Origin of the sequence: Pseudoalteromonas sp. J010, assembly GCF_003934235.1 — a bacterium.
In the GTDB taxonomy this organism is placed as follows: Bacteria; Pseudomonadota; Gammaproteobacteria; order Enterobacterales; family Alteromonadaceae; genus Pseudoalteromonas; species Pseudoalteromonas peptidolytica.
Window position 1 is genome coordinate 157300 of record NZ_RDBW01000019.1, and the last position, 21057, is coordinate 178356.

Genomic DNA, 21057 nt, shown 5'->3' on the forward strand with positions numbered 1-21057 from the left:
CGGCTTAAGTGTTTTATCGATTTGGACATTGGCTACTCAATGCGTTACTACTTGTTATCGTAAATGTGCTGCTCATGATCCATCATTACCCAATAACATTGATTGTACTTGTTGATTTGATATTTATAGCGTGCGGTGTTTTATTGGCTTATCACTTTGGTTCAACGAGGCAGCATACCATAAATTTGATAGACACGTTGCTGATATCGCTCCGTCAAGGTGATTATGCCCTAAGGGCTGTACACGCAAAAGATAGACAATTGCATTCAACTGTTGAGCATGTAAATGCGCTAGCACAAACTATGCAAGCCGATCAGCGGGCGCTTGCAGAGCACAGCGACCTGCTAAAGCAAATTATTGAAAAGATTGACTGTGCGCTCATTGTATTTGACAGTCAAAAAGTGGCATTTGCTAACAGCTACGCAGAGCGAACGTTTCTAGATTGCTATAAAGACGACGTATCTGGTTGGTTTCAATCATTACAAGCAAAGCGAAAACAAGGGAAAGTCTCTGTCATGCTAGGTGGTGTAGAACATGCTTTTTTACTCGAACATGATAGCTGCTACATCGCGAATAAGCCTCATACTTTACTGGTGCTAAAGCAACTCGATAGTATTTTATATCAACAAGAAAAGGATGCCTTACAGCGCTTTGTTCGTATTTTAAGCCATGAGATCAATAATACCTTGGCGCCAATTGGTACGGTAGCACGTAGCCTCACCAAACGCTTAAATGGAGATATTGATATTGATAGATTTAGCAGTGGACTTGCACTTATTAACGAGCGTGCCAGTTACCTTAAATCTTTTATGGGCAACTATGCCTCCCTTGCCAAACTGCCTCCTGCGCACAAGCAAATTGTCGCGCTCAATGAGTTTTGCGCTCAGCTACAAAGTATCTACCCGCAACTAAAGATAGAGAGCACAGCCGACCTGCTCGGTTTTTTTGATACGAGCCAAATAAAACAGGTACTTTGCCACCTTATTAATAACGCTCATGAAGCGTGCACGCCTTCGCCAGAAGTTACACTCAATATCACCGTAGGTGCTGATAAATTAGTGTTTTCGGTCACAGATACAGGCCCCGGTTTCTCTAACCTAAACGAAGCCGCGGAAGCATTTTATACCACCAAAGCCGATGGCAATGGCATAGGCTTGATGCTCTCTCGCATTATTATTGAAAACCACAGTGGACAGCTTAAACTGGGCAATAACCCAAGCGGTGGCGCAAAAGTCAGTTTTTGTGTAGAGCGGGGTGGAGATTGAGTGATAAGTCGAACCCCGAAGTTCAAAAACAGGAGCATGCGCAACGTTATTTCAATATGTTTGATAGTGCTTAGGGGAAGGTATTTACTATGTGTGCTTGGTGTTCTCAACAGGTATATTGATTAGCTAAATTTAGTATGACCTAAAATATATAAATCAGTTTAGAACTATTGATATAGTTGTGCTCAAGGGAGGAGCAATAACAATAGCTTTTATTAAATTAAATAACTTTAATAAAAGAGGCGGTTAAAACTATTAGTAACCTTTTTTAAATTGATGAAAACGAAAAAGCTCTTTAGAAAGAGTGTAACCAAAACAGGGTTTTGCTGCTTAGTACTAGCTTTAGCCAGAGAATATAGGTTATATAATCATGCTAATAAAGGAAAAAAAGATGGAGTTTAAGAGTGGTATTATAATGTGGGGTTTTATTGTTTTTTCCCCACTGGCACATGCTGATATCAGTTATATTGATAAAAATCATATATTGAATACGCTTACAGATAACATTGAGCAACAATATGTTGAAGTAAAAAAGATAGATAAAATTTCAGATGCTCTTACCGTGCTGAAAACAAGTTCTGAATTTACTAGCAGTCAGTCACAAGAACAGTTTGCCTCGCTACTAACCGCAGAATTGCAAAAGTTTGACAAGCACTTTACTGTACAATGGCAAAACCCTAATAAAAGCCAGAATAATAAAACAAAGCGTGAACCTTGGTTTACCAAATTAAGTCGGAAAAATTCAGGCTTTAATCGAGTTGAAGTACTCGATGGCAATATAGGTTATGTTGACTTTTGGGGATTTGCTGAGTTATCGAAAAATTCAAAAAATGTAGTAGAAAGTGTTATGGGGTTTGTATCAAATGCAGATGCCCTTATATTTGACCTTCGTAATAACGGGGGCGGCAGCGCTGAAATGGTGCAGTTTATTAGTAGTTATTTTTTAAAGCCAAACACCCATTTAAATAGCATTTATTCGCGAGTGACTGACTCTACCCGTGAATACCGTACTTTTGCTAATGTTAACGGTTCAATTCATCTGGACACTCCCATTTACATACTCACGAGTAATGACACGTTCTCCGCAGCAGAAGAGTTTGCTTATAACTTAAAACACCTTGAACGGGCTACCTTGGTTGGGGAAAGAACGAAAGGTGGCGCAAATCCTTGGCAGTTTTATGAACTAGGAAGTGGCTTTAGAGCTGGTATTCCTATAGCGAAGGCCATTAATCCAAAAACGAAAACAAACTGGGAAGCGATTGGCGTTAAACCTCATATTGAAATACCACAGACTAACGCCCTAGATGTGGCGTATAAAATGGCGCTTAATGAAGTTAAAAAGTCAGTAAGTGATGAACACCAAATCAAGGATATTAACGACAAGCTTGAGGAGTTATCAAATAGCTTACCACTCAAAGAAAAGTGAAAAAGCACCTTTTAGTAATAACGCCATGCTATACCCATTACGAATAGGATTTTATTACACTCAATGAAATCGTATTTATTTTGGTGTTTTAATAGCCTAAAAAACTCGTGTTTAGGCCAAAGGTACAACCATTGGTGTGTATCGATTTAGAGTGGGTGTCAGCTATCATCAATTATCAGTAACCCATTATGATATCTTAACGTTTTAGAGCAAACACTTGAGCTTTGGGGCTGGAGGTACACTAACCGAAGAGCAGCTCACGCGAAGTTACAAGCGCTTGAAGCGTTAATGTTAGAAATAATATCTACAAACAGAGATCAAACGGAGCTTAATTATAACCTTTTCTAGAGAATAGCACTTGATAGTTTTTTCTATAAAACCCTTTGTGAATGTTATATTTTCCGACATGTTCGCCTTTATTCAGCACGCTGGGAGAGAGAACTTTTATTCCCAGATAAATATGGAGTCAATCCTTGCAAGCGCAATATAAGTTTACAGTATTTGGTATATTAGCGGTATTGGTATGGAGTGCAGTACTGCATGTTATGCGTATCGTTAGTGAAGATTTTGGTGCAATTGGGGGGGCTACCTTAATCTATTCAGTGGCAGCGATATTTCTCGTGCTGTTTTTAGGCTTTCCAAAGATGAAAAGTTACCCAAAATCTTATGTGATTTTTGGCGGGGTGTTGTTTGTTGCATATGAACTTTGTTTGTCTTTATCTCTGGGCTTTGCAAACTCTAGAACACAGTCTGCCCAAGTCCTCATTGTAAACTATTTATGGCCACTATTTACCATCCTAGGCGCGATAATTAGCCGAAGTAACAGTGCGAACACTGTGCCTCTGTTTTGCGGTAGCATACTTGCTTTTACAGGTGTTTATATGGTGGTTTCGGGCGATACTAGTTTATCTATCGAGAGTTTAGTAAGCAGTATTGTAAGCAATCCCTTGGCTTTTGGCCTTGCTTTTGGGGGCGCAATTATTTGGGCTGTCTATTGTAATCTCACCAAAATGTTGTCAAATGGCCATAATGCAATTACTTTGTTCTTCATCTTTACAGCGATAACACTGTGGGTAAAATGGTGTTTAATTGAACAAGGCTTGCAATCTAACTTTTCGTTTTACAAAGTATGCTTGTTAGTCGTGGCTGGTGGTGGCATGGCTTTAGGCTACGCACTGTGGAACAAGGCTATAATTGGTGGCAATATGATCTTACTTGCTGTCATTTCTTATTTTACTCCAGTATTTTCCGGTATATTCGCCTCGTGGATATTAGACATTTCGCTGACAACAGGATTTTGGGTTGGGGTTATCGCAGTTACACTCGGTTCATTACTCTGTTGGCAGTCAACACGTACAAGCGTAAACAATAACAATGTAGCAGTGAGCGATGCTTGAGCAGTAGCCTTTTTATGAACTCGTTGACAAAACAACCATTGCGTCCGTTCACTTCAAGTTCTTACCCATTACGGAAAAACACTTGATACTATGGCTCCTATATAGGGTTAGCACGCAGTTAACCCTACACTTACCGAAAGCCCTAATGGAAAAGTTTAACGCTTTTGCTGTAATAATCTTTGTGCTTCTTTGGACACTAATTTTTTTTACCGCAAAAAATAAGGAAATGAGTATAAGTATGGAAGCAAAGATTGTTGATGGTTTATTTGTCCTAAAGGTTTTTGTATTCACTTTAGCTATGAGCATATTCTTTAGTGCACAAGCACAAGCACAAGCTACCAAGCCGCATTCAGTAGTTGATGGTAATGAAATCTCAGACGTGAAGAGGGGGAGAACAAATGAAGACTTCGAAGGCCTGAGAACCTATGTTGATGACTGGGTTGATAAAGCCATGGTGCAACACAACCTGCCAGGAGTTGCGGTTTCGATTGTCAAAGATGGGGAAGTTATCTTGCTCAAGGGTTACGGGTTTGCCAATGTAGCAAGCCAAACCAAGGTTGATCCCAATACAACTTTGTTTCGCATTGGCTCTATTACCAAAACAATGACGGCTCTTGCGGTAATGCAGCTGGTGGAACAGGGAAAGCTATCTCTAGATACTGATATCAATGAATACCTAAGCGAATTTAAAATACCAGATACTTTTGCGCCTATTACAATACGTGCCTTATTAAGTCATCGGGCGGGTTTTGAAGAAGCGGATGCTGGTCACTTATTCGTGGAAAACCCGTCACAAATTATTAGTACAGAGCAGTACCTCGCAACATATATGCCCAAAAGAGTTTGGCCGCCAGGTGTCAATGTTTCCTATTCTAATTATGGCTTTGCTTTACTAGGCTATCTGGTCGAGTTGCAGTCGGGTATGGATTTGGCGACTTACATGGAGCAACATATTTTTTCTAAGTTGGGTATGGAAAATACAACATTACGAGAACCTGTAAACGCAAGAGCTGCCTTTACAGCAATGAAGTCCGACCTACAGCAGCAGCTTGCAGCAGGGTATTTTAAAGATAGAAAAGGGAATAATACTGCCAAATCTTTTGAGTTTATTGGGCATGCAGGTGGTGCTGGGGCTGTCTCTACAACCGCCAATGATATGGCACGTTATATGTCAGTGCTAATGAATGATAACAACCTTTTAGTTCAGCCAGTTACCCAAAAAGCAATGTCATATCGATTATACGATGATAGACCACTGGCAACAGGGATTGCCCATGGTATGTTTGATGGCAAGCTTAGAGGTTACAAGGTGCGCTATCATTCGGGGGCGACCCATACGTTTGCTGCCAATATGGTAATGTTCCCTGAAATTCAGTTAGGCATTTTCATTTCAACTAATGTATCGGGAAGTGGGGGACACGTTGTTGAGACCTTACCTACAGCTATACTCAATAAATACTATCGAAATAAGCCGACAAACCAGACTAAAGTGTCGCGTTCAAGTCCCCCTCTGCAAACAAATATATATGCACAGGTTTTAAAACAGCAAGTTAACCAACCTAACCTTGAAGATTATACGGGAACATTTTTGAGTACTCGTCGTTCATATACACAGTTAGAGAAGCTAGCTGCGTTGGATGCATCGGTAAGCGTTACTATTGAAGAGCAACAAAGGTTAGTCATGATAGTGGCTGGAGGTAAAATAAAACTAAAGCATCTTGAAGGAGACACCTTCCAAGCTGAATCTCAAAATACACCTACTTTTTACTTCTATCGCGATGATACAGGAAATATAGCGCGTTTTTCAGCGAGTATGTGGTCTGGTGATTATGAGCGGGTGGGCTTTTTGGAAAGTCCACTTTACTTCAATTTAGTGTTGGCAATTGCTTCTTTGTTATCGTTATTGACCTTGTTACTGTGTATTGTTCGAGTTCGTCAAGGCAAAAGGCTAGTGACATTCGAAAAGTTGGCATGCTGTAGCTCAACAATGATAATTGTGGCTACGGTGGGCTTTACATTAATGAATGTAGGCATTGTCTATGATGAATACAAATTTCACATAAATTTTCCGACCATTGAGGTAAAAATTCTGCTGTCTTTAGTGTTAGCAATTGTTTTAACGACCTTTATGAAAGTAATAAAGCTTCCATTGATGGTCAGTATGAATAATTTACACTGGCTTTTTAAAATACATTATGTGATGTGTGCACTCAGTTATCTAAGCGTTATTCACGCGTTTTGGGTTTGGAACGCGGTAGGGTTTAATTACTTTAGCTAAATTTTAGCGTCGTGTTTTGCCACTCTGGGTTAGGACTACCCTAAGGAAGCTGTAATCATTACTTATGAATAAATGACCTGTTCTTTAAGGATAGTGAGTTATTGCATTACTGGGACAAATCTCAGGTTAAATATAACAAGGAATTGGACTTGATAGAGAAAAAGCGGAATATAGTGATCGTTGGTGCAAGCCGAGGGATTGGATTAGCCGTTGCCGAATTTTACGCAGCAAAAGGAGAGTGTATAATCTCGGTATCACGGACACGTTCAAGTGTGGGTCAGTGGATTGAGGCAGATATCTCAACACTTGGGGGTATTAGAAAAGTAATAGATGAGATATCAGATCAGGCAATTGATGCGCTTTTATATATGGGAGGGATCTGGGAATCTTCTGCATTTACAGAAGAGTATGATTTTGAGAAAACCTCATTTACGGAAACTCAAAGTATAATAAATGTAAATCAGCTTGCTCCGATCGAGCTGGTAAAAGGGTTACTAGCAAACCTACGTAGAGCCAAAAATCCGCGAGCAATTTTTATGGGAGCAACTTCTGGCCTAGAACCATGACTTAATCTGTAGTTTGGAGCTGGAACGCTCTCGTCAGTGCCTGTAAATCACATTTTCATTTTATTGGCATAATAGCAAGAGATAGTTATGTCAAAATTACCTAAAAAATCAGCCGCTAACTTGGGTTATAAAATGCGATATAGGTTACCTTTACAGCAATAAGGATATGAATATTATGTATAAAGTTGGTATTGTTTTGTTTGATGACTTCACCGATGTAGACTTCTTTCTGATGTACGACTTACTTGGTCGCACAGTGGATAGCTGGACGGTGAGTATACTGGGAACTAAGTCTGAACATCATTCTCACCTAGGTATAAAAGTCAAAACTGATGGACATATTTCAGAGGTGATAAATCAAGATGTGGTGCTTATCACTAGTGGTAAACGCGGTATTCCAGCAGTTTTGCAAGATACAGAGTTTATGTCAGCGTTGGATCTTAACCCAAACACACAGTTAATTGGCTCAATTTGTGCCGGTTCATTTGTTCTTCATGAACTTGGTTTGCTAAAAGGTAAGCCATTAACAACCAATCCTGATGCAAAAGCTGCGCTTGAAAGCATTGGAGCAGACGTTCTAGACCAACCTCTTGTAGTGCAAGGGAATATAGCAACTGCTGGTGGTTGTCTTTCACTGATGTATTTAATCGGTTGGCTGGCTGAGCGATTATTTGACTCAAACAAACGAAAAGCCATACAAAATCAATTAATACCCGCAGGGCAGTCTGAGCTGTTTGAAACGCTCATTTCTAAAACCATTAAACAGGCAGAGCTGTAAAGCTCACTTGGTAAATATAAGAGTGAATAAATAGCGACGGAGAGTAATACCAATTTGACTTAACGCTTGCTCAATTTTAAGGAGTAAATCTGACGCTAACAGTGTTAAAAATTTCTTATTTAGAACAACTAAATAGCAAAACTTTTGCCTTGCCTACACGAATGTAGGTACTTTGGCGATAGCAGGACGCGGTAGCGGGGTTATCGACAAGATTTTCTCGCCTCAAAATAGGCTACTTAATTAAGAAAGCTGGTATAACAAGTTAGTTAGCGCAACCACTGTAATTTTAGTGCTCTTATCTGACTCGGCAAAGCGTTGTTATGTGCCCACTTTTTCCCCTCTCTATCAAAGTGAAGCAATGTCATTTGGCTGTTTTTATTTTGTATTTTTGATCTTTTCTAAAATTTTTACCGGCAACATAGCTATAAATAATATGCTATTTATGACAGTTGCTTTACTTATTTTTTGGTAACAGACAGGCTGAATAGAATCAATTATTTTAGGGTTTAGTTGTTTTACTTTTTCAACTCTCTGAAAAGTATAGATAACTTTTTATTTGTTGATGATTAATTACGATGCCTATATTGAAAATCACAATTTGTTTTTGATGTGTAACAGCGTTTGCAATACGTACCTTTTGTGATAATAATAAGTTAAGAAAGTGATTTATTTGCTTCTTTGTAGGTGCTGCGGTGTTAAATGTAGCGCATGTGATAATAAACAATAATAATAAGACGCTATGAAAGAAAAAGTGCTATTTTTTATATGTGGTCTGGTGGTGGGTTATGTCGCACTATCCATATCAGGAACTCAATTTGGCCATAACCCCGCTGAAACCGCTACTCATTCTGAAATGAATAACGACAGTACTAATAGTCAGTTAGACCAGTTGTTAAATGAAAATGCAAATTTAAAAGCCCAAATTAATACGCTAAAAAGTCAGGTTCATACTTTGTTAAAAAGTGATGGTCTGGATGTTGGTACTTCTTCAAGTACTGCAACTGTGCAACATATCAATGATAAAGAAGAAGCTAGTGCGGCTAATCCATTCGACAATTCACAACAGCAAAATCAAACAAATCAAAAAGATATTTTTAATGCAATAGCGAACCATAGTGTATTACCAGTGTCTCGCAACCTCTCACATCAACTAGCGCTTGATGAGTCGGTAAGCACTCAGCTTGAGCAACTGTTGCAAGAAAAAGCGCAAAAAGATTACCTTGCATGGCAAGGAGCAAGCGAGGGTGAACAGCTACCCAAAGCGCAAGTTAATGCGCAGTTAACTGAAAATGCTCACGAATATACTGAAGCACTTCAAGAGCTACTTTCTGAAGAACAGCTAAATAAATATATCGAGTTTGAGCGCCAACAAGCAAAGATTGCTATGGAACAAAGGCAACGTGCGCTCCAGCAAACTTTGGGCAGTGTAGAGCTTGATGACTTTCAGAAACAAGAGGTTACTAGGTTGTCAAAAGAGCTTTATTCATTAGGTGAAATTGGAGTTGGTAATGTTGGTAGTCCATATGGTACGAACTACATTTCAATTAACTATGAAAAACTAAACGAATTAAAAGATCTGTTTACCGAAGAACAACGTGCAAAACTGGGTATGTAATGCAATATGCTTGATAAATTATATGTTCGATTAGGTTAAAGCTATTTTAAATTTATACCTCTCTACCCTATTTTAGGCTGGTTGATTTTATCTTTTTAAATTTGATCAACTTAAAACATTAAGTCAGAAATTATATCTGATTATATAAAATAAAAACAATTAAGGAAAAATATGAAATCAATATACACAATCGCAGCCGCTGCGATGACTATAATCGCAGGTTCTGCTGAAGCTTACCGCGATGAGTGCCCAGTAGGTGGTTACTGGGAAGAGGTAGTAAGAAATGTTCGTGTATGTGACACAAGGCAAGAAACCTATACTGTGACACATAAAACATGTAACTATAATGGGGTTCTGCATCTTGGTCACTTGTGGGAGCAACCTAATACCTATTTGTCACCAACAAAATTTGTCTGGGACACACAGCATGCAATATCAACTTGTCCTGCTACTAACTATAGGACTGAGTCAGTGAGCTATTGGTATAACAATTCATGGGGTGGTCAGTCTATGGGGCAGGCAAATTATACCGGTTGGTTGCACTTATTGTCAGAAAGTTCATACACAACAGAACATACACGTACGGTTGAAACAAACTGTCGTACCGAGCAGCGCACAACTCGCGTATTCCGTTGTGGCTTTGAGCCGTAGTTGCATGATCTAATTCGGTAGATAGTGGGTAGAGGCTTTAAATTAAACCCCTACCCACATTTGTTTGATGAACAAAAATCTCAGGTGAAATTACAAACTGTAATGAAAGCCAATGGCAATACCATCGTCTTCGGTTTGTGACATTTGCGCTTCTTGCGCTGCATTTGTGCTTGAGAAGTCACTAAAATCTTTACGTGCTTCTATGTATAAAATGGTGTCCTCACTCATTAGGTAGTGCATACCAAGTACCGCAAATTGACGCTTAAACACATCGTTTGGATCAGCATTAAAATTAGGTTGAATGACGTAGTCATCACCGGCATCAAACACGTTGTATGCAATAAAAGCACGGATGTCATTGTCAAAACGATAACTAATTAACGACTCCACTCCAACCGCATCTTTGATTAAACGTCCTAAATTGTCGGTATCGTGATTTTCATTCTTGTTGATATTTGCCGCACCGTACCAGCCGGGTTGAGAAAAGTTACCGTAGGTGATCCCAACGCCATAAATTAAATCTTCAACCGATTGGTTTCTGCCACCGGCATAGACAATATCAAATTCGCCTCGGTTAATACCCGCTGTGAGCATTAAATTCTCAGTTGCCGAGTAAGTGAGAGCTGCTCCATAGGTCGAGTTAAACTCTACCTTTTGTGCTGCATTATTACCCTGGTTAAACAAAGCTTCACATTCGTTAAGTGAAATATCCACGACATCACAGGTATAAAAGTCATCAGACTTTAATTGCGCTTGAACAGCGAAACTGAATTTACCATAGCTGTTACGGTATTGTAGTATTTTATCACCACGGCCAGTACCATTTATAGCACCATCATCTTTATTGTATGTATAAACACCAGCTGCATTGCCATCCCACACTAAGCTATAGTTTGTGCTATAGACTACGTCGTACCAAGCACCCCATTGTTTACCCAAGGTGATTTGACCATAATCTTCATGCTTAACGCCTACGTAGCCTAATCTATTGTATAAGAACTCGTCTTGTATGGATTCAAAACGGTTGTTATAAACAATATCACTACTTCCTACAGGATTAACTCCCCATTCCAGAAGCGCAAAAGCTTGCCAGTTATTTTTTAACTGGCGTTTGAAATCAAAGTTAATGCGTGATGCACCATTTACCAGTTCACTTTCGCCTTGTGTATGAATAATCCTAGCATCGATAAAGCCACCGACAGTGACGCTGTTTTGCTCATCTTTATATAGCTCGATAGCAGATACGGTTGGAATTGTAGTCAAGCTCGCGATAAGCATCGCCGCACGTGTTCTTTTCATAGATTACCTTGTTAAATTTTGTAACTGGATAGGTGCAAATAGGCTAAAACGCGTAGCTTATCAAAGGCAAAATATAGTGAAAAGTAGAAAAATATAATTAAAATAATTTGGTTTGAGGAAAAATTATTCCTTTTTGCTTTATTGTTCCCAATTATCAATTAGTTAATGCAAGATGTCTGGGCTGGTCGGATATGTGACTATTCTATACTTTTACTTTAAGTTTGATCCTAAATGATGAAAGAAAGTTGTTACTCACACATTTTTGCTGTCACCTGAAACAGCAAAAGTAGATATGTGTTGCGAAATTGGAATACCTTTGATGGGGAGTTCCATGAACCAATGACCTAGGTCATGCTCAGACTAATTAGCTAACTTTTTGAGTTTATTTGTAATTAAGTCTACAAGCTCTGGTGACATATGTTTATTTGCTGCAAGATAGAAGTCGCTACTGAGTTCATCTAATTCCAACAAGAATTGAAAATCACTGCTTTTGCACCCTATTTGTGAGCACATATAATCTAAATGAATGGGTGAGGCTGCAATGATATCCACTCGACCTCTCAGTAACATTTTAACCGTTGTGATTGTATCTGGTAGAAGTATCGCTTTACTGAGAACGTCTTTCTTCGATAAATAGTGAAATACCACATCATCACGCTTTACGCCTGTTTTATAATTAATGAGCCCTTCTAGGTCATTTAGCTTTATGTTGTCTCTTTTTTTCAGAGCAATGAGATAAGTCTTAGTACTAACTAGTACACCAAGCCAATGAAATAACTCCTCTCTTGCTGGGGTACGCACCATAGAAAAAATGAGAGTTCCAGGCTCGGTCAAGGCTGTTTTGTATGCCCTAGCCCAAGGCATTGCTCGTATATGAGAGTCGCTTCCCAACTCGCGTAGAAGCTTTCTGACTTTTTCTGCCACTAACCCTTGCACTTCTCCCTCTTTTACAATCTGATATGGGGGCAGCGGCTCTGTAACAACTTGAATTTGGTCGACACGATTAACAGCAGTTGCATTGCAAGAAAAAGTTGACCCGAACCAAAGAGAAAATATCGTGAAGATGTAGTACTGTGCTCGTCTTTTATTCATTTGCTCAACTTAATTCAATTTATACCAACATGTTAGGGGGAGAGGTCTTTAACGGTGCTCTCTCGAGAACATTTAGGCCCCAGCACTTAAATTCCTATTGCCGAAAAACAGTACGTAGAGAGTCTGTCTAATGTTTTAAGCCTTGGAGAGCATAAATTAGCGCGTTTGAATATTTCACTTGAGACTTGCGTGTCAGCACAAAAAATATTCGTACCCATGAGGCTAAGTTGCCAGCGATATTGTGACGCTAAAACCAAGCCGCCATCTTTCAGTTATGTTATAAAAGGCTTATCGACTTCCTACTTAAAACATTATTTGTGAAGCAATTATTTCTTATTGCTAGGCTTTGTCTTTTCAACGACTACGATCGAGGTGTAAACACTAAATCAAATATATACCATAGGGGCTCTTATGCCCAGTTGAAGCTATTGGTAAAATTCAGTTTAGGGTTTAATCCTACTTTGTCTTAAATAGTTGAACTATTTGAGGGAGTATTGAGGCGTTTGTAACGTTAAAGGTTTCTTATTTACTACAACTAAATAGCAACACTTTTGCTTTGCTTTGCTTATGTCGACTGGCATTCTTGCCTCATCGTGGAACAGCTAATTAAGTAAATTGAAATAACCACCAAAAGCTGAACTGGCCAGCGATTGGTGGTAATGCCTGTTTGCTTCAATACTTGTGTAAACCTCAGGTCACTTACTTTTTGTATTTTTCAAACCAAGCCAAAGTGTGTTCAATCTTACTGATCATCCGAGAAGGACGACCGGCTATCCCGTGCGGTGCCCCAGGAATTTTCACCATGACAGAGTCGACTTTACGGAGTTTAAGTGCTTGATAGAATTGCTCAGTTTCAGCCATTGGTGTACGTAAATCTTCTTCACCTGTCATTAGCATAGTAGGGGTGGTTACATTGCCAACGAGCGAAAGAGGTGAGCGTTGCCAATAATGGTCTACATGCTCCCAAGGCATACCCGGAAATTGCGTGGGGATCTGGCCCAGGCCACTGTCAGCACTAAGCACTTTACTGAGCCAGTTGATCACAGGTTTGACCACAACTGCTGCGTTAAAGCGATTCGTCAGACCTATCGCGTACGCTGTTGCGATACCGCCAGCAGAGCCACCAGCAATAAACAGGTTGTCTTTGTCAATAAATCCTTTTGCAATCATGGCATCAACGCCAGAGTTATGATCGGCAAAATCTTCTTTTGAGCTGTATTTGTATTTTAGCAGCATAGCAAAACGCTCGCCGTAAGAGCTACTGCCTCTGTGGTTGTCGTAAAATACGACATACCCTTGCGCAGCGTAACGCTGTAATTCTGCGGAAAAATGAGGGCCATAAGCTAAATGCGGACCACCGTGGATCTCTAGCAGCAAAGGATATTGTTTTTGCGGGTCAAAGTTGGGAGGCGTGATATACCAGCCTTGAATTTGTTCTCCATCGAATGATGATTTATAAGTGATTTCATGCACTTTACCAAGGGTTGTGTGTGCCAGCAGATCCTCATTTAAATTTGTTAACCGTGTTACTTTACCCTTTCTTGTGGTGACGGCAACATCCGCAGGGCGCTCACTGGAACCTTGCGTAAATGCAATATTACCATTGAAATTCGCACTAAACTCACCACTCAAATACGGGCGACCCAGCGTTGTACCAGACACTGTATCTGTGATGTCGCTAATTTTACCTTTTGTGTTGATGCTCGCGAGCTTTCGCTTGCCATGGTCATCATAACTAAAAACAAGCCTGTCTCTGCTGATCCATGTTGGAGCTTGTATTGAGCGGTCAAAGTCCTTCGCAATCATATTGGAAGTTTTATCCTGCCAATTCATGATGTTAAGCTTACTATTACGGTAAGGGTTTAACTCGTTTGATGTACTGAGATAAGCCAGCTGTTTACCATTTTTGGAAAAGCTAGGGGCATATTCACGACCAGGAGCCGAGGTAAGCTGCGTGATATTTCGCTTAAAATCAACTTCGAATAAGTCACCTTCTAGACGCTTATATTCCCAGTCAGCGATGCGTTTTGCCGAAAACACAATTGCTTTAGAGTCTGCTCGCCAAGCCAGCTTTCCACCGTGATGATAGCTTCCTGAGGTTAGTTGACGCGGTGTACCGCCTTCGCTTGGAAGTACAAAAATATGGCGATACCCAGGTTTTATTAAACCTTTACCGTCAGCTTGATAATAAGCTTTATCAATGACAATAGCTGGATCTGACCACTTTGCACCTTTTGGCTTTTCTGGCATTTTAGCAATGACAGCAGGTTTTTCTGCAACTTTTTGGCTAAAAGCTAGCCACTTTCCGTCAGGTGACCAAGTTAACCCACTTATTCCCGATTGCAGTTGCGTTAGCAGTGCTGTGCGGTTTTGTGCAACGTAATGGACATGGATTTGAGTGCTGCCAGATAGGTTGCTGACAAACGCTAATTTAGTACCGTCAGGCGACCAGCTAGGCTGGCTATAATTATGTTCATCGGAAAATAGCGGTGACTGAGCGCCTGATTTGGTGTCCACTAGCCATAAGTTTTGGCGCTTAGCGTCTTTCATCACGTCGTTGCTGTTACGTACGTATACCACTTTTGTTCCGTCAGGTGATATTTGTGGGTCGCTGGCATATTCCAGTTCAAAAATGTCTTTAGCCTGTAATCCTACTTCAGTCTGCGCGACTGTTGGTAATGCAGCGCTAGCCAGTAAAGTGCAAATAAGCGTCTGTTTTAATCCAAAAGGCATATCGCCACCTGTAATTTAGTTTTTATAAAGAATATATAGTTATGCAGCTAAAACCTTATGTCACTCAATACTCGATAGAATGAAATAAAAACTCGACGTGTTAACGGTTATAGCAATGGTAGTGACTAAATCTTGAGGAGTAATTTAAGCGAGCTGCTGCGCTATCAATTCATGTGGCTGTGAGAGACTAGGCTCTGTATAACAATTAAGCTGCTGTAAAAACGAACTTACGAGGTAAACAGACTGAAGAAGAAATAAACAAATTTATTGTTCTAAACATGACTGTCCAACCGTTCGTTTTACTATGATCTCTGTGTTAGTCTGCTATTGGCATAATGATGACGTAAAGCTGTCGCATAAATGACATCACTAACACAAGGATTTCTCCCGATAATAGTTAATATCGCTTTGTACCGGAGAAAGTAATTATGGATATGAAATTAGATAATGCAAAAGTAAAACAACTGAGAGAGTCTAAAGCTTGGAGCCAAGCACATTTAGCTGCCGTGAGTGGAATTAGCTTAAGAACAATCCAGCGCATAGAAAAGACAGGCAGTGCTTCTCCTGAGTCGGTTAAATCTCTATGTGCGACCTTTGGTATCCAAATTAAAGAAATAGCCATTGCTGACAACCATCAAGTTGAGCGTCCAAGCTGTCATGTAAAAACTGGTAATGAGAAGCAACCTAATAAGGTAACTACCAAAGTGATGAATAAAAAAGCCATGATGGCTTCATTTGTGCTCGCATTTGCGATCGCGTTTTTACTGACTGCTTAGCGTTTACCAGCCAAAGTGGCGGTAAGGGTGAGCTAACAATCTTTGCGTCATTGTGGTGTAGCGCTATTGTAAGTATGTTGGTTCACACGGAGAATGAGCACAGATAGTTGTTCTGTAATTATAAGTTGCGCCACAATCATTCCTTGACGGCGGCACATAAGCTTGAATTTATCTTATCGTTGGCGCGATGAGTAGCGTTACATCTTAAGCTGACTTTTTCGCTAGCAATTCCTGGCGTACGAGTTCAGCCCCAGCGCTCAATGCTGCTAGCTTACCTCTTGCGACTTCCCGAGATAGCGGTGCCATGCCGCAGTTTGTACAAGGGTATAGTTTGTCAGCATCAACAAACTCAAGTGCTTTTCTCAGTGTGGCGGCAACTTCTTCTGGCGTTTCAATGGTGTTGGTTGCAACATCAATGGCACCAACCATTACTTTCTTCCCACGGATCAAGGCTAACAAATCGATGGGGACATGAGAGTTATGGCACTCCAATGAAATGATGTCGATATCAGATTTCTGTAGTTTTGGAAATGCTTCTTCGTACTGGCGCCATTCTGAGCCTAACGTCTTTTTCCAATCCGTATTGGCTTTGATCCCATAGCCATAGCAAATATGAACGGCAGTCTCACACTGCAATCCCTCTATTGCTCGCTCTAACGCTGCAATTCCCCAGTCGTTAACCTCGTCAAAAAACACATTGAATGCAGGCTCATCGAATTGAATAATATCAACCCCTGCGGCTTCAAGCTCTTTGGCTTCTTGGTTTAAAATTTTGGCAAATTCCCATGCAAGCTTTTCACGACTTTGATAATGCGCATCGTACAAAGTATCTACCATTGTCATAGGCCCAGGTAATGCCCATTTTATAGGCTTATCGGTTTGACTACGTAACAGCTTTGCGTCTTCGACAAAAACTGGCTTTTGACGGGTTACGGGTCCTACCACCGTTGGGACACTAGCATCGTAGCGGTCACGAATCTTTACGGTTTGACGATGCTCAAAATCTACACCACTTAGATGCTCTATAAAGGTGGTCACAAAATGTTGGCGGGTTTGCTCGCCATCACTCACAATATCAATACCTGCAAGCTGCTGTTCTTGCAAAGCAATACGTAACGCATCGTGCTTGCCGTCAATCAGTTCGTCACCGGCTAATTTCCAAGGCGACCATAGTGTCTCTGGTTGAGCAAGCCAAGCAGGCTTAGGTAGGCTCCCCGCTGTGGAGGTCGGTAGTAATGTTTTCATAGTCAATTTTTCCATTTTCTCGATGAGAATACCAATTATCTTAATTAAGTGACTTAGTTCGCTGTTATAAATAGGAATTTTCAAACGTAGTTAGCGTCAAATTTATTCAGTATTAAGACAACGGGTATTACACAGCGTAATTTGCTGACCACTGCTCCAGTAAGCTTTGGTAAGGTTTGATAAAATATTCCTGCGCAAAGCGACCCTGCTCAATTGCCAGTCGGCTGCGCTCTTCACGGTCATAGACAACTTGGGTAATAGAGTGATCTTGATTTTTTAGGTTTGGTTTATAGTGCTTCCCAGCCACCGCGTTGGCGTTATAAATCTCAGGTCGATAGATTTTCTGGAACGTTTCCATGGTACTGATGGTACTGATCAGCTCAAGGTTTGTGTAATCATTTAGTAAATCGCCAAAGAAGTAAAAAGCAAATGGGGCAACACTATTTGGTGGCATGAAGTAGCGTACTTGTAGACCCATCTTTTTAAAGTATTGCTCTGTTAAGGAAGATTCATTTGGGTGATATTCATACCCGAGCACTGGATGCTGATTTTCTGTACGGTGGTATGTTTTGTTATCAGACACACTCAAGCAAATTACAGGTGGCTTATTAAAATGTGTTTTGTAGCTGTCAGAGTCGACAAAGTATTTAAAGAGCTTGCCATGAAGATCGCCGAAATTATCAGGTATGCTGAACTGAGGGCGACCTTTGTTGTGGTCAAGTAGTAACACACTGAAGTCATAATCACGCACATAAGAAGAAAAGTTATTGCCAACAATGCCTTCAACTCGTTGGTTCGTTTTGTGGTCAATAATATAAGTCTTAAGCACCTCAATCGACGGGAAGGTTTCACCACTGCCCGCAACGTCAATATCCACAGACACAATCTCTAGCTCCACAGAGTAACGGTCGCCAGTTGGATTATCCCACTGTGCAAGTGCGTTAAAGCGGCTATCAATCATTTTTAACGCGTTACGTAAATTTTGCTTACGGCTCTCACCTCTTGCTAAGTTGGCAAAATTAGTCGTGAGTCGTGTGCTGTTAGACGGGTGATAGTTCTCATCTAGGCAGATTTTTTTGATGGTAAAAGTAAACTCGTTATTCATAATCGCTATCCATTGTTTATACCGGCTTGCTCGACGAATAACCTTGACAGCACCTGATTAAGATACAGAGCGTTGCACGAGGTACTGAGACGGTGCCGAGCGTTGAGTGATGTAAAATTTATACGTGGATCAGAGCATGAAGAAAAACGGTTTTATTTCACATAAAACATGAGTCTGATTCATAAGCATGCCCAATTGATGCAATTTTTCCCAAGCGTTACTCATAAATTTGAGCGATTTCACATAAAACCTAATGGGAAGTCTAGGTGTTTAGGTGTCTAAGTGTCTGAGTTGCAATTAACTCATGTAAAACATGAGTAATCTTCAATACTTATCTTCAGTAAAATCACCAATAACAGTGCATCATATTGATATACTCGCCGCACTTAGGGAACAAACCTGAGTGTTACGGTTTAACTAAAAGAGATAAATGGAATGAGTGAGTTACTGTTATTGTTTGTATTTTGCGCTCTGTTAGGAAGTGGAGTGGGATTTTTAGCTGGATTGTTGGGGATTGGTGGCGGATTAGTCATCGTCCCAATATTAAGTGGTATTTTATTGTATTTTGAAGTGCTACCCGCAGAGCAAGTGGTTGTAGCTGCCGTTGCTACTTCGCTGGCTTCTATTCTTTTTACATCGACCTCATCTGCAATTGCGCATCATAAAAATGGTAATGTGCCATGGGGAGTTGCGCCTTGGATAATGGCTGGTGTTGCATTAGGTGCACTGATCAGCGGGTTTTTGGCCGCATTACTACCAGAAAGCGCAGTACGGGCTGTATTTGCGCTGAGCGTGGCACTTATTGCGTTCAAGATGCTGCAAAGTAGTAAAAGCACAAAAGTGCCTGATAGACAGCTTCCAAACAAAGCAATCCTCACCTTACTTACAAGTATCACAGGTGGCTTATCGGCCATGATAGGAATTGGTGGGGGAGCACTGTTGGTACCATTACTCACATATTTTTCTCTTGATATGAAAAAAGCCATTGGCTGCGCCTCGGCGTGTGGCATTGTTATCGCGCTTTTTGGATCTATTGGCTACATTAGTGCGGGAAGTGCCAACTTCACTTTAGCGGATGGCTTTGCTGGGTTTGTGTATTTACCCGCATTGGCAGGCATTGTATGCACCTCTTGGTTTACTGCACCGCTTGGCGCAAAAGCGACTCATCACCTTCCTGTTACGACCATTAAAAAAGTGTTTGCAGTTTTGCTATTGGTCATGGCTTTTAATATGGCACTCAATTATTAGAGCCCGTTGATCTTTTAAGTTTGTTTTTTGCAGCAATTTAATTGGTATTTATACAAGGTGGAGCCTGCGTAGCATAGATGCTCTATATGAGTCAGGCGATAAAGGCGTTGTGCACCTATAAAATCACCAAACCCCACATCCTGTGGGGCGACACAGTATAAGTGCCAATCAAGCACTTTTTACCGAAGGGGGCCCCACTTCAAAATAGATCACTACATTTTACTGACGTGTTCTATTTTTTAAATGGATCAACTGCTGCTTCAAAATGCTTATTGAGTTTGCCATTGCGGCTACTATTAACAAAATTACCCGAAGGAGCTTGATGTATTAACGTAAAGGCGCTCACGGGTGTTTCAAACTTAAAGTTCGCTAAGTTAACCCAAGCAATATGTGGTGTTCGAGCATTACAAAAGTAATATACCTGGCTTCTATGCGCAGCAATGCTTGTCCATAATGTGTTGGATATATTTGGGCTAGCACTACTTATAAAGTTATAGCCATAGGGGACTGAAGCATTCGCGGCAACCGTTCTTGCTTGCGCGACGGCATCATGCTCATCTTTTGGTGTATCTAAATGGTTGAGATAAAAAGTGGCGCGCTCGAACCGGTCGGTTGAATAAGGGCCGCCGGGGATGGTATGACTTGGGTAGTTGTTCTTTTCACTCCATTGCCATAGCCAATAATCATTAATTTTTAGCTGGGCTGTGTAACTAGGTTCATTAGTGGCAACGCGATATGCAGCGCTATGATAAATGTTAAATAGGCCGTCATTGACTTCAATAATTGCTGAGTCACCGCTGATATCTGAAATTATCAAATGTAATGCGGCTGTTTTTCCTTCGCTATTAGGCACCTCCGCTCCTACAATTTGAATATCTTGCTTGTTAAACGTATCCACAACTTCTTTAACCAGCACAAACTTGTCCAATACGTATTGGAGCCAACGTAACACGCTTAGTTGTTTCTTTTTGCAATCAAGCTTACCGTATGAGGCTCCAGAGTCATACAACACATTTGCGACTAACCCCACCGAGTTCATACCATCTGACGCTGCCCATCCACTGCAATCATCTCCAACCATGGCAACAACACTATCATAAGAAGATGTCCAAGTTAGTGGATTATGATGAGCTTCTATTTTTGCACTAAGTGCTGATATTGGCTCTAGGCCTGACTTTTTGAGCCCTTTTTCAAATACAAATAGACTGGTCGGCAATGTAAACATCCAATCCATGTTTCGAGCAGTAGCTAAGTTGGCACCATCCCAGTTATTAAATACTCGAGTACACATAATGACCTCACAATAATGATAAACAATTTCCGTCCTCATATTAGTACCACCTGAGGGTTTCGCATATTACACAGTGTTACAACGCATTACGGCTACCTTTGGGAGTGAAAAAAGTCGTTTGATTAATCAGGCAGTTTGCTTTTGGCTATTGCTCAACGTGGTGTGCACAGGCTACGTTAACGACTAAAATACAAAAAACACGGCACCTTTTTGTGGCTTCTACCGCATCATATAAGTTGCCACTATATTAATAACAATTAGACTTAATAACGGCTCAATTTGAAGGCGTAAA

16 protein-coding genes are annotated in these 21057 nt (G+C 40.5%); 10 read left to right on the plus strand and 6 right to left on the minus strand.

What is annotated here, in order from left to right:
* The first annotated feature begins 8 nt into the window (after positions 1–8).
* The 8 genes from EAG18_RS12065 to EAG18_RS12100 all read left to right on the plus strand — a co-directional run bounded on the left by EAG18_RS12065 (position 9) and on the right by EAG18_RS12100 (position 9976).
* Entirely contained in the window at positions 9–1265 is a 1257-nt protein-coding gene (locus EAG18_RS12065) for a HAMP domain-containing sensor histidine kinase (protein WP_125252631.1), read from the plus strand.
* Positions 1266–1656: 391 nt separating this feature from the next.
* Positions 1657–2691 carry a S41 family peptidase gene (locus tag EAG18_RS12070; protein WP_125252632.1) on the plus strand — a complete coding sequence of 345 codons (1035 nt, stop codon included), beginning with the start codon at positions 1657–1659 and terminating at the stop codon, positions 2689–2691.
* A 473-nt stretch (positions 2692–3164) separates the two neighbouring features.
* Positions 3165–4088 (plus strand): aromatic amino acid DMT transporter YddG, encoded by a 924-nt coding sequence (gene yddG / locus EAG18_RS12075; RefSeq protein WP_125252633.1) that lies wholly within the window; start codon positions 3165–3167, stop codon positions 4086–4088.
* A 238-nt stretch (positions 4089–4326) separates the two neighbouring features.
* Positions 4327–6366, plus strand: coding sequence for a serine hydrolase domain-containing protein (locus EAG18_RS12080; protein WP_125252634.1), 2040 nt, complete (start codon positions 4327–4329; stop codon positions 6364–6366).
* A 149-nt stretch (positions 6367–6515) separates the two neighbouring features.
* The gene (locus EAG18_RS12085; RefSeq protein WP_275557284.1) at positions 6516–6932 is read left to right on the plus strand and encodes an SDR family NAD(P)-dependent oxidoreductase; all 417 of its coding nucleotides are present in this window, start codon (positions 6516–6518) and stop codon (positions 6930–6932) included.
* Positions 6933–7098: 166 nt separating this feature from the next.
* On the plus strand, positions 7099–7710 hold the full coding sequence (locus EAG18_RS12090) for a DJ-1/PfpI family protein (RefSeq protein ID WP_275557285.1): 612 nt from the start codon (positions 7099–7101) through the stop codon (positions 7708–7710).
* Positions 7711–8449: 739 nt separating this feature from the next.
* Positions 8450–9325, plus strand: coding sequence for a hypothetical protein (locus tag EAG18_RS12095; protein WP_125252635.1), 876 nt, complete (start codon positions 8450–8452; stop codon positions 9323–9325).
* A 171-nt stretch (positions 9326–9496) separates the two neighbouring features.
* Complete coding sequence (locus tag EAG18_RS12100) at positions 9497–9976, plus strand: hypothetical protein (RefSeq protein ID WP_125252636.1); 480 nt, start codon at positions 9497–9499, stop codon at positions 9974–9976.
* Between the two features lie 90 nt (positions 9977–10066).
* Here the strand turns inward: EAG18_RS12100 and EAG18_RS12105 are convergent, their stop codons facing one another.
* The 3 genes from EAG18_RS12105 to EAG18_RS12115 all read right to left on the minus strand — a co-directional run bounded on the left by EAG18_RS12105 (position 10067) and on the right by EAG18_RS12115 (position 15100).
* Entirely contained in the window at positions 10067–11275 is a 1209-nt protein-coding gene (locus tag EAG18_RS12105) for a porin (protein WP_125252637.1), read from the minus strand.
* A 360-nt stretch (positions 11276–11635) separates the two neighbouring features.
* Positions 11636–12367, minus strand: coding sequence for a transporter substrate-binding domain-containing protein (locus EAG18_RS12110; RefSeq protein ID WP_125252638.1), 732 nt, complete (start codon positions 12365–12367; stop codon positions 11636–11638).
* Positions 12368–13066: 699 nt separating this feature from the next.
* A complete protein-coding gene (locus EAG18_RS12115) occupies positions 13067–15100 on the minus strand; it encodes a S9 family peptidase (protein ID WP_125252639.1) in 2034 nt (677 codons plus the stop codon).
* A gap of 428 nt (positions 15101–15528) precedes the next feature.
* Between EAG18_RS12115 and EAG18_RS12120 the strand changes: the two genes are divergently transcribed.
* The gene (locus EAG18_RS12120) at positions 15529–15876 is read left to right on the plus strand and encodes a helix-turn-helix transcriptional regulator (protein WP_125252640.1); all 348 of its coding nucleotides are present in this window, start codon (positions 15529–15531) and stop codon (positions 15874–15876) included.
* Between the two features lie 204 nt (positions 15877–16080).
* On the opposite strand, the gene EAG18_RS12125 is transcribed toward EAG18_RS12120, so the two are convergent.
* Together EAG18_RS12125 and EAG18_RS12130 are read right to left on the minus strand one after the other, a co-directional pair.
* Positions 16081–17121: a methionine synthase gene (locus EAG18_RS12125; RefSeq protein WP_125252641.1), complete on the minus strand. Its 1041-nt coding sequence runs from the start codon at positions 17119–17121 to the stop codon at positions 16081–16083.
* Between the two features lie 127 nt (positions 17122–17248).
* Positions 17249–18226, minus strand: a complete 978-nt coding sequence (locus EAG18_RS12130; RefSeq protein ID WP_125252642.1) for a DUF1852 domain-containing protein — start codon at positions 18224–18226, stop codon at positions 17249–17251.
* A gap of 435 nt (positions 18227–18661) precedes the next feature.
* Between EAG18_RS12130 and EAG18_RS12135 the strand changes: the two genes are divergently transcribed.
* On the plus strand, positions 18662–19474 hold the full coding sequence (locus tag EAG18_RS12135; RefSeq protein WP_125252643.1) for a sulfite exporter TauE/SafE family protein: 813 nt from the start codon (positions 18662–18664) through the stop codon (positions 19472–19474).
* Positions 19475–19706: 232 nt separating this feature from the next.
* On the opposite strand, the gene EAG18_RS12140 is transcribed toward EAG18_RS12135, so the two are convergent.
* A complete protein-coding gene (locus EAG18_RS12140) occupies positions 19707–20804 on the minus strand; it encodes a linear amide C-N hydrolase (RefSeq protein ID WP_275557286.1) in 1098 nt (365 codons plus the stop codon).
* Between the last annotated feature and the right edge of the window lie 253 nt (positions 20805–21057).

Bases quoted from the DNA above. Each gene is read 5' to 3' on its own strand.
- EAG18_RS12080 (WP_125252634.1), top strand. From the start codon at position 4,327: ATGGAAGCAAAGATTGTTGATGGTTTATTTGTCCTAAAGGTTTTTGTA.
- EAG18_RS12110 (WP_125252638.1), bottom strand. From the start codon at position 12,367: ATGAATAAAAGACGAGCACAGTACTACATCTTCACGATATTTTCTCTT.
- EAG18_RS12105 (WP_125252637.1), bottom strand. From the start codon at position 11,275: ATGAAAAGAACACGTGCGGCGATGCTTATCGCGAGCTTGACTACAATT.
- EAG18_RS12140 (WP_275557286.1), bottom strand. From the start codon at position 20,804: ATGAGGACGGAAATTGTTTATCATTATTGTGAGGTCATTATGTGTACT.
- EAG18_RS12095 (WP_125252635.1), top strand. From the start codon at position 8,450: ATGAAAGAAAAAGTGCTATTTTTTATATGTGGTCTGGTGGTGGGTTAT.
- EAG18_RS12100 (WP_125252636.1), top strand. From the start codon at position 9,497: ATGAAATCAATATACACAATCGCAGCCGCTGCGATGACTATAATCGCA.
- EAG18_RS12130 (WP_125252642.1), bottom strand. From the start codon at position 18,226: ATGAATAACGAGTTTACTTTTACCATCAAAAAAATCTGCCTAGATGAG.
- EAG18_RS12115 (WP_125252639.1), bottom strand. From the start codon at position 15,100: ATGCCTTTTGGATTAAAACAGACGCTTATTTGCACTTTACTGGCTAGC.
- EAG18_RS12125 (WP_125252641.1), bottom strand. From the start codon at position 17,121: ATGAAAACATTACTACCGACCTCCACAGCGGGGAGCCTACCTAAGCCT.
- EAG18_RS12090 (WP_275557285.1), top strand. From the start codon at position 7,099: ATGAATATTATGTATAAAGTTGGTATTGTTTTGTTTGATGACTTCACC.
- EAG18_RS12135 (WP_125252643.1), top strand. From the start codon at position 18,662: ATGAGTGAGTTACTGTTATTGTTTGTATTTTGCGCTCTGTTAGGAAGT.
- EAG18_RS12070 (WP_125252632.1), top strand. From the start codon at position 1,657: ATGGAGTTTAAGAGTGGTATTATAATGTGGGGTTTTATTGTTTTTTCC.
- EAG18_RS12120 (WP_125252640.1), top strand. From the start codon at position 15,529: ATGGATATGAAATTAGATAATGCAAAAGTAAAACAACTGAGAGAGTCT.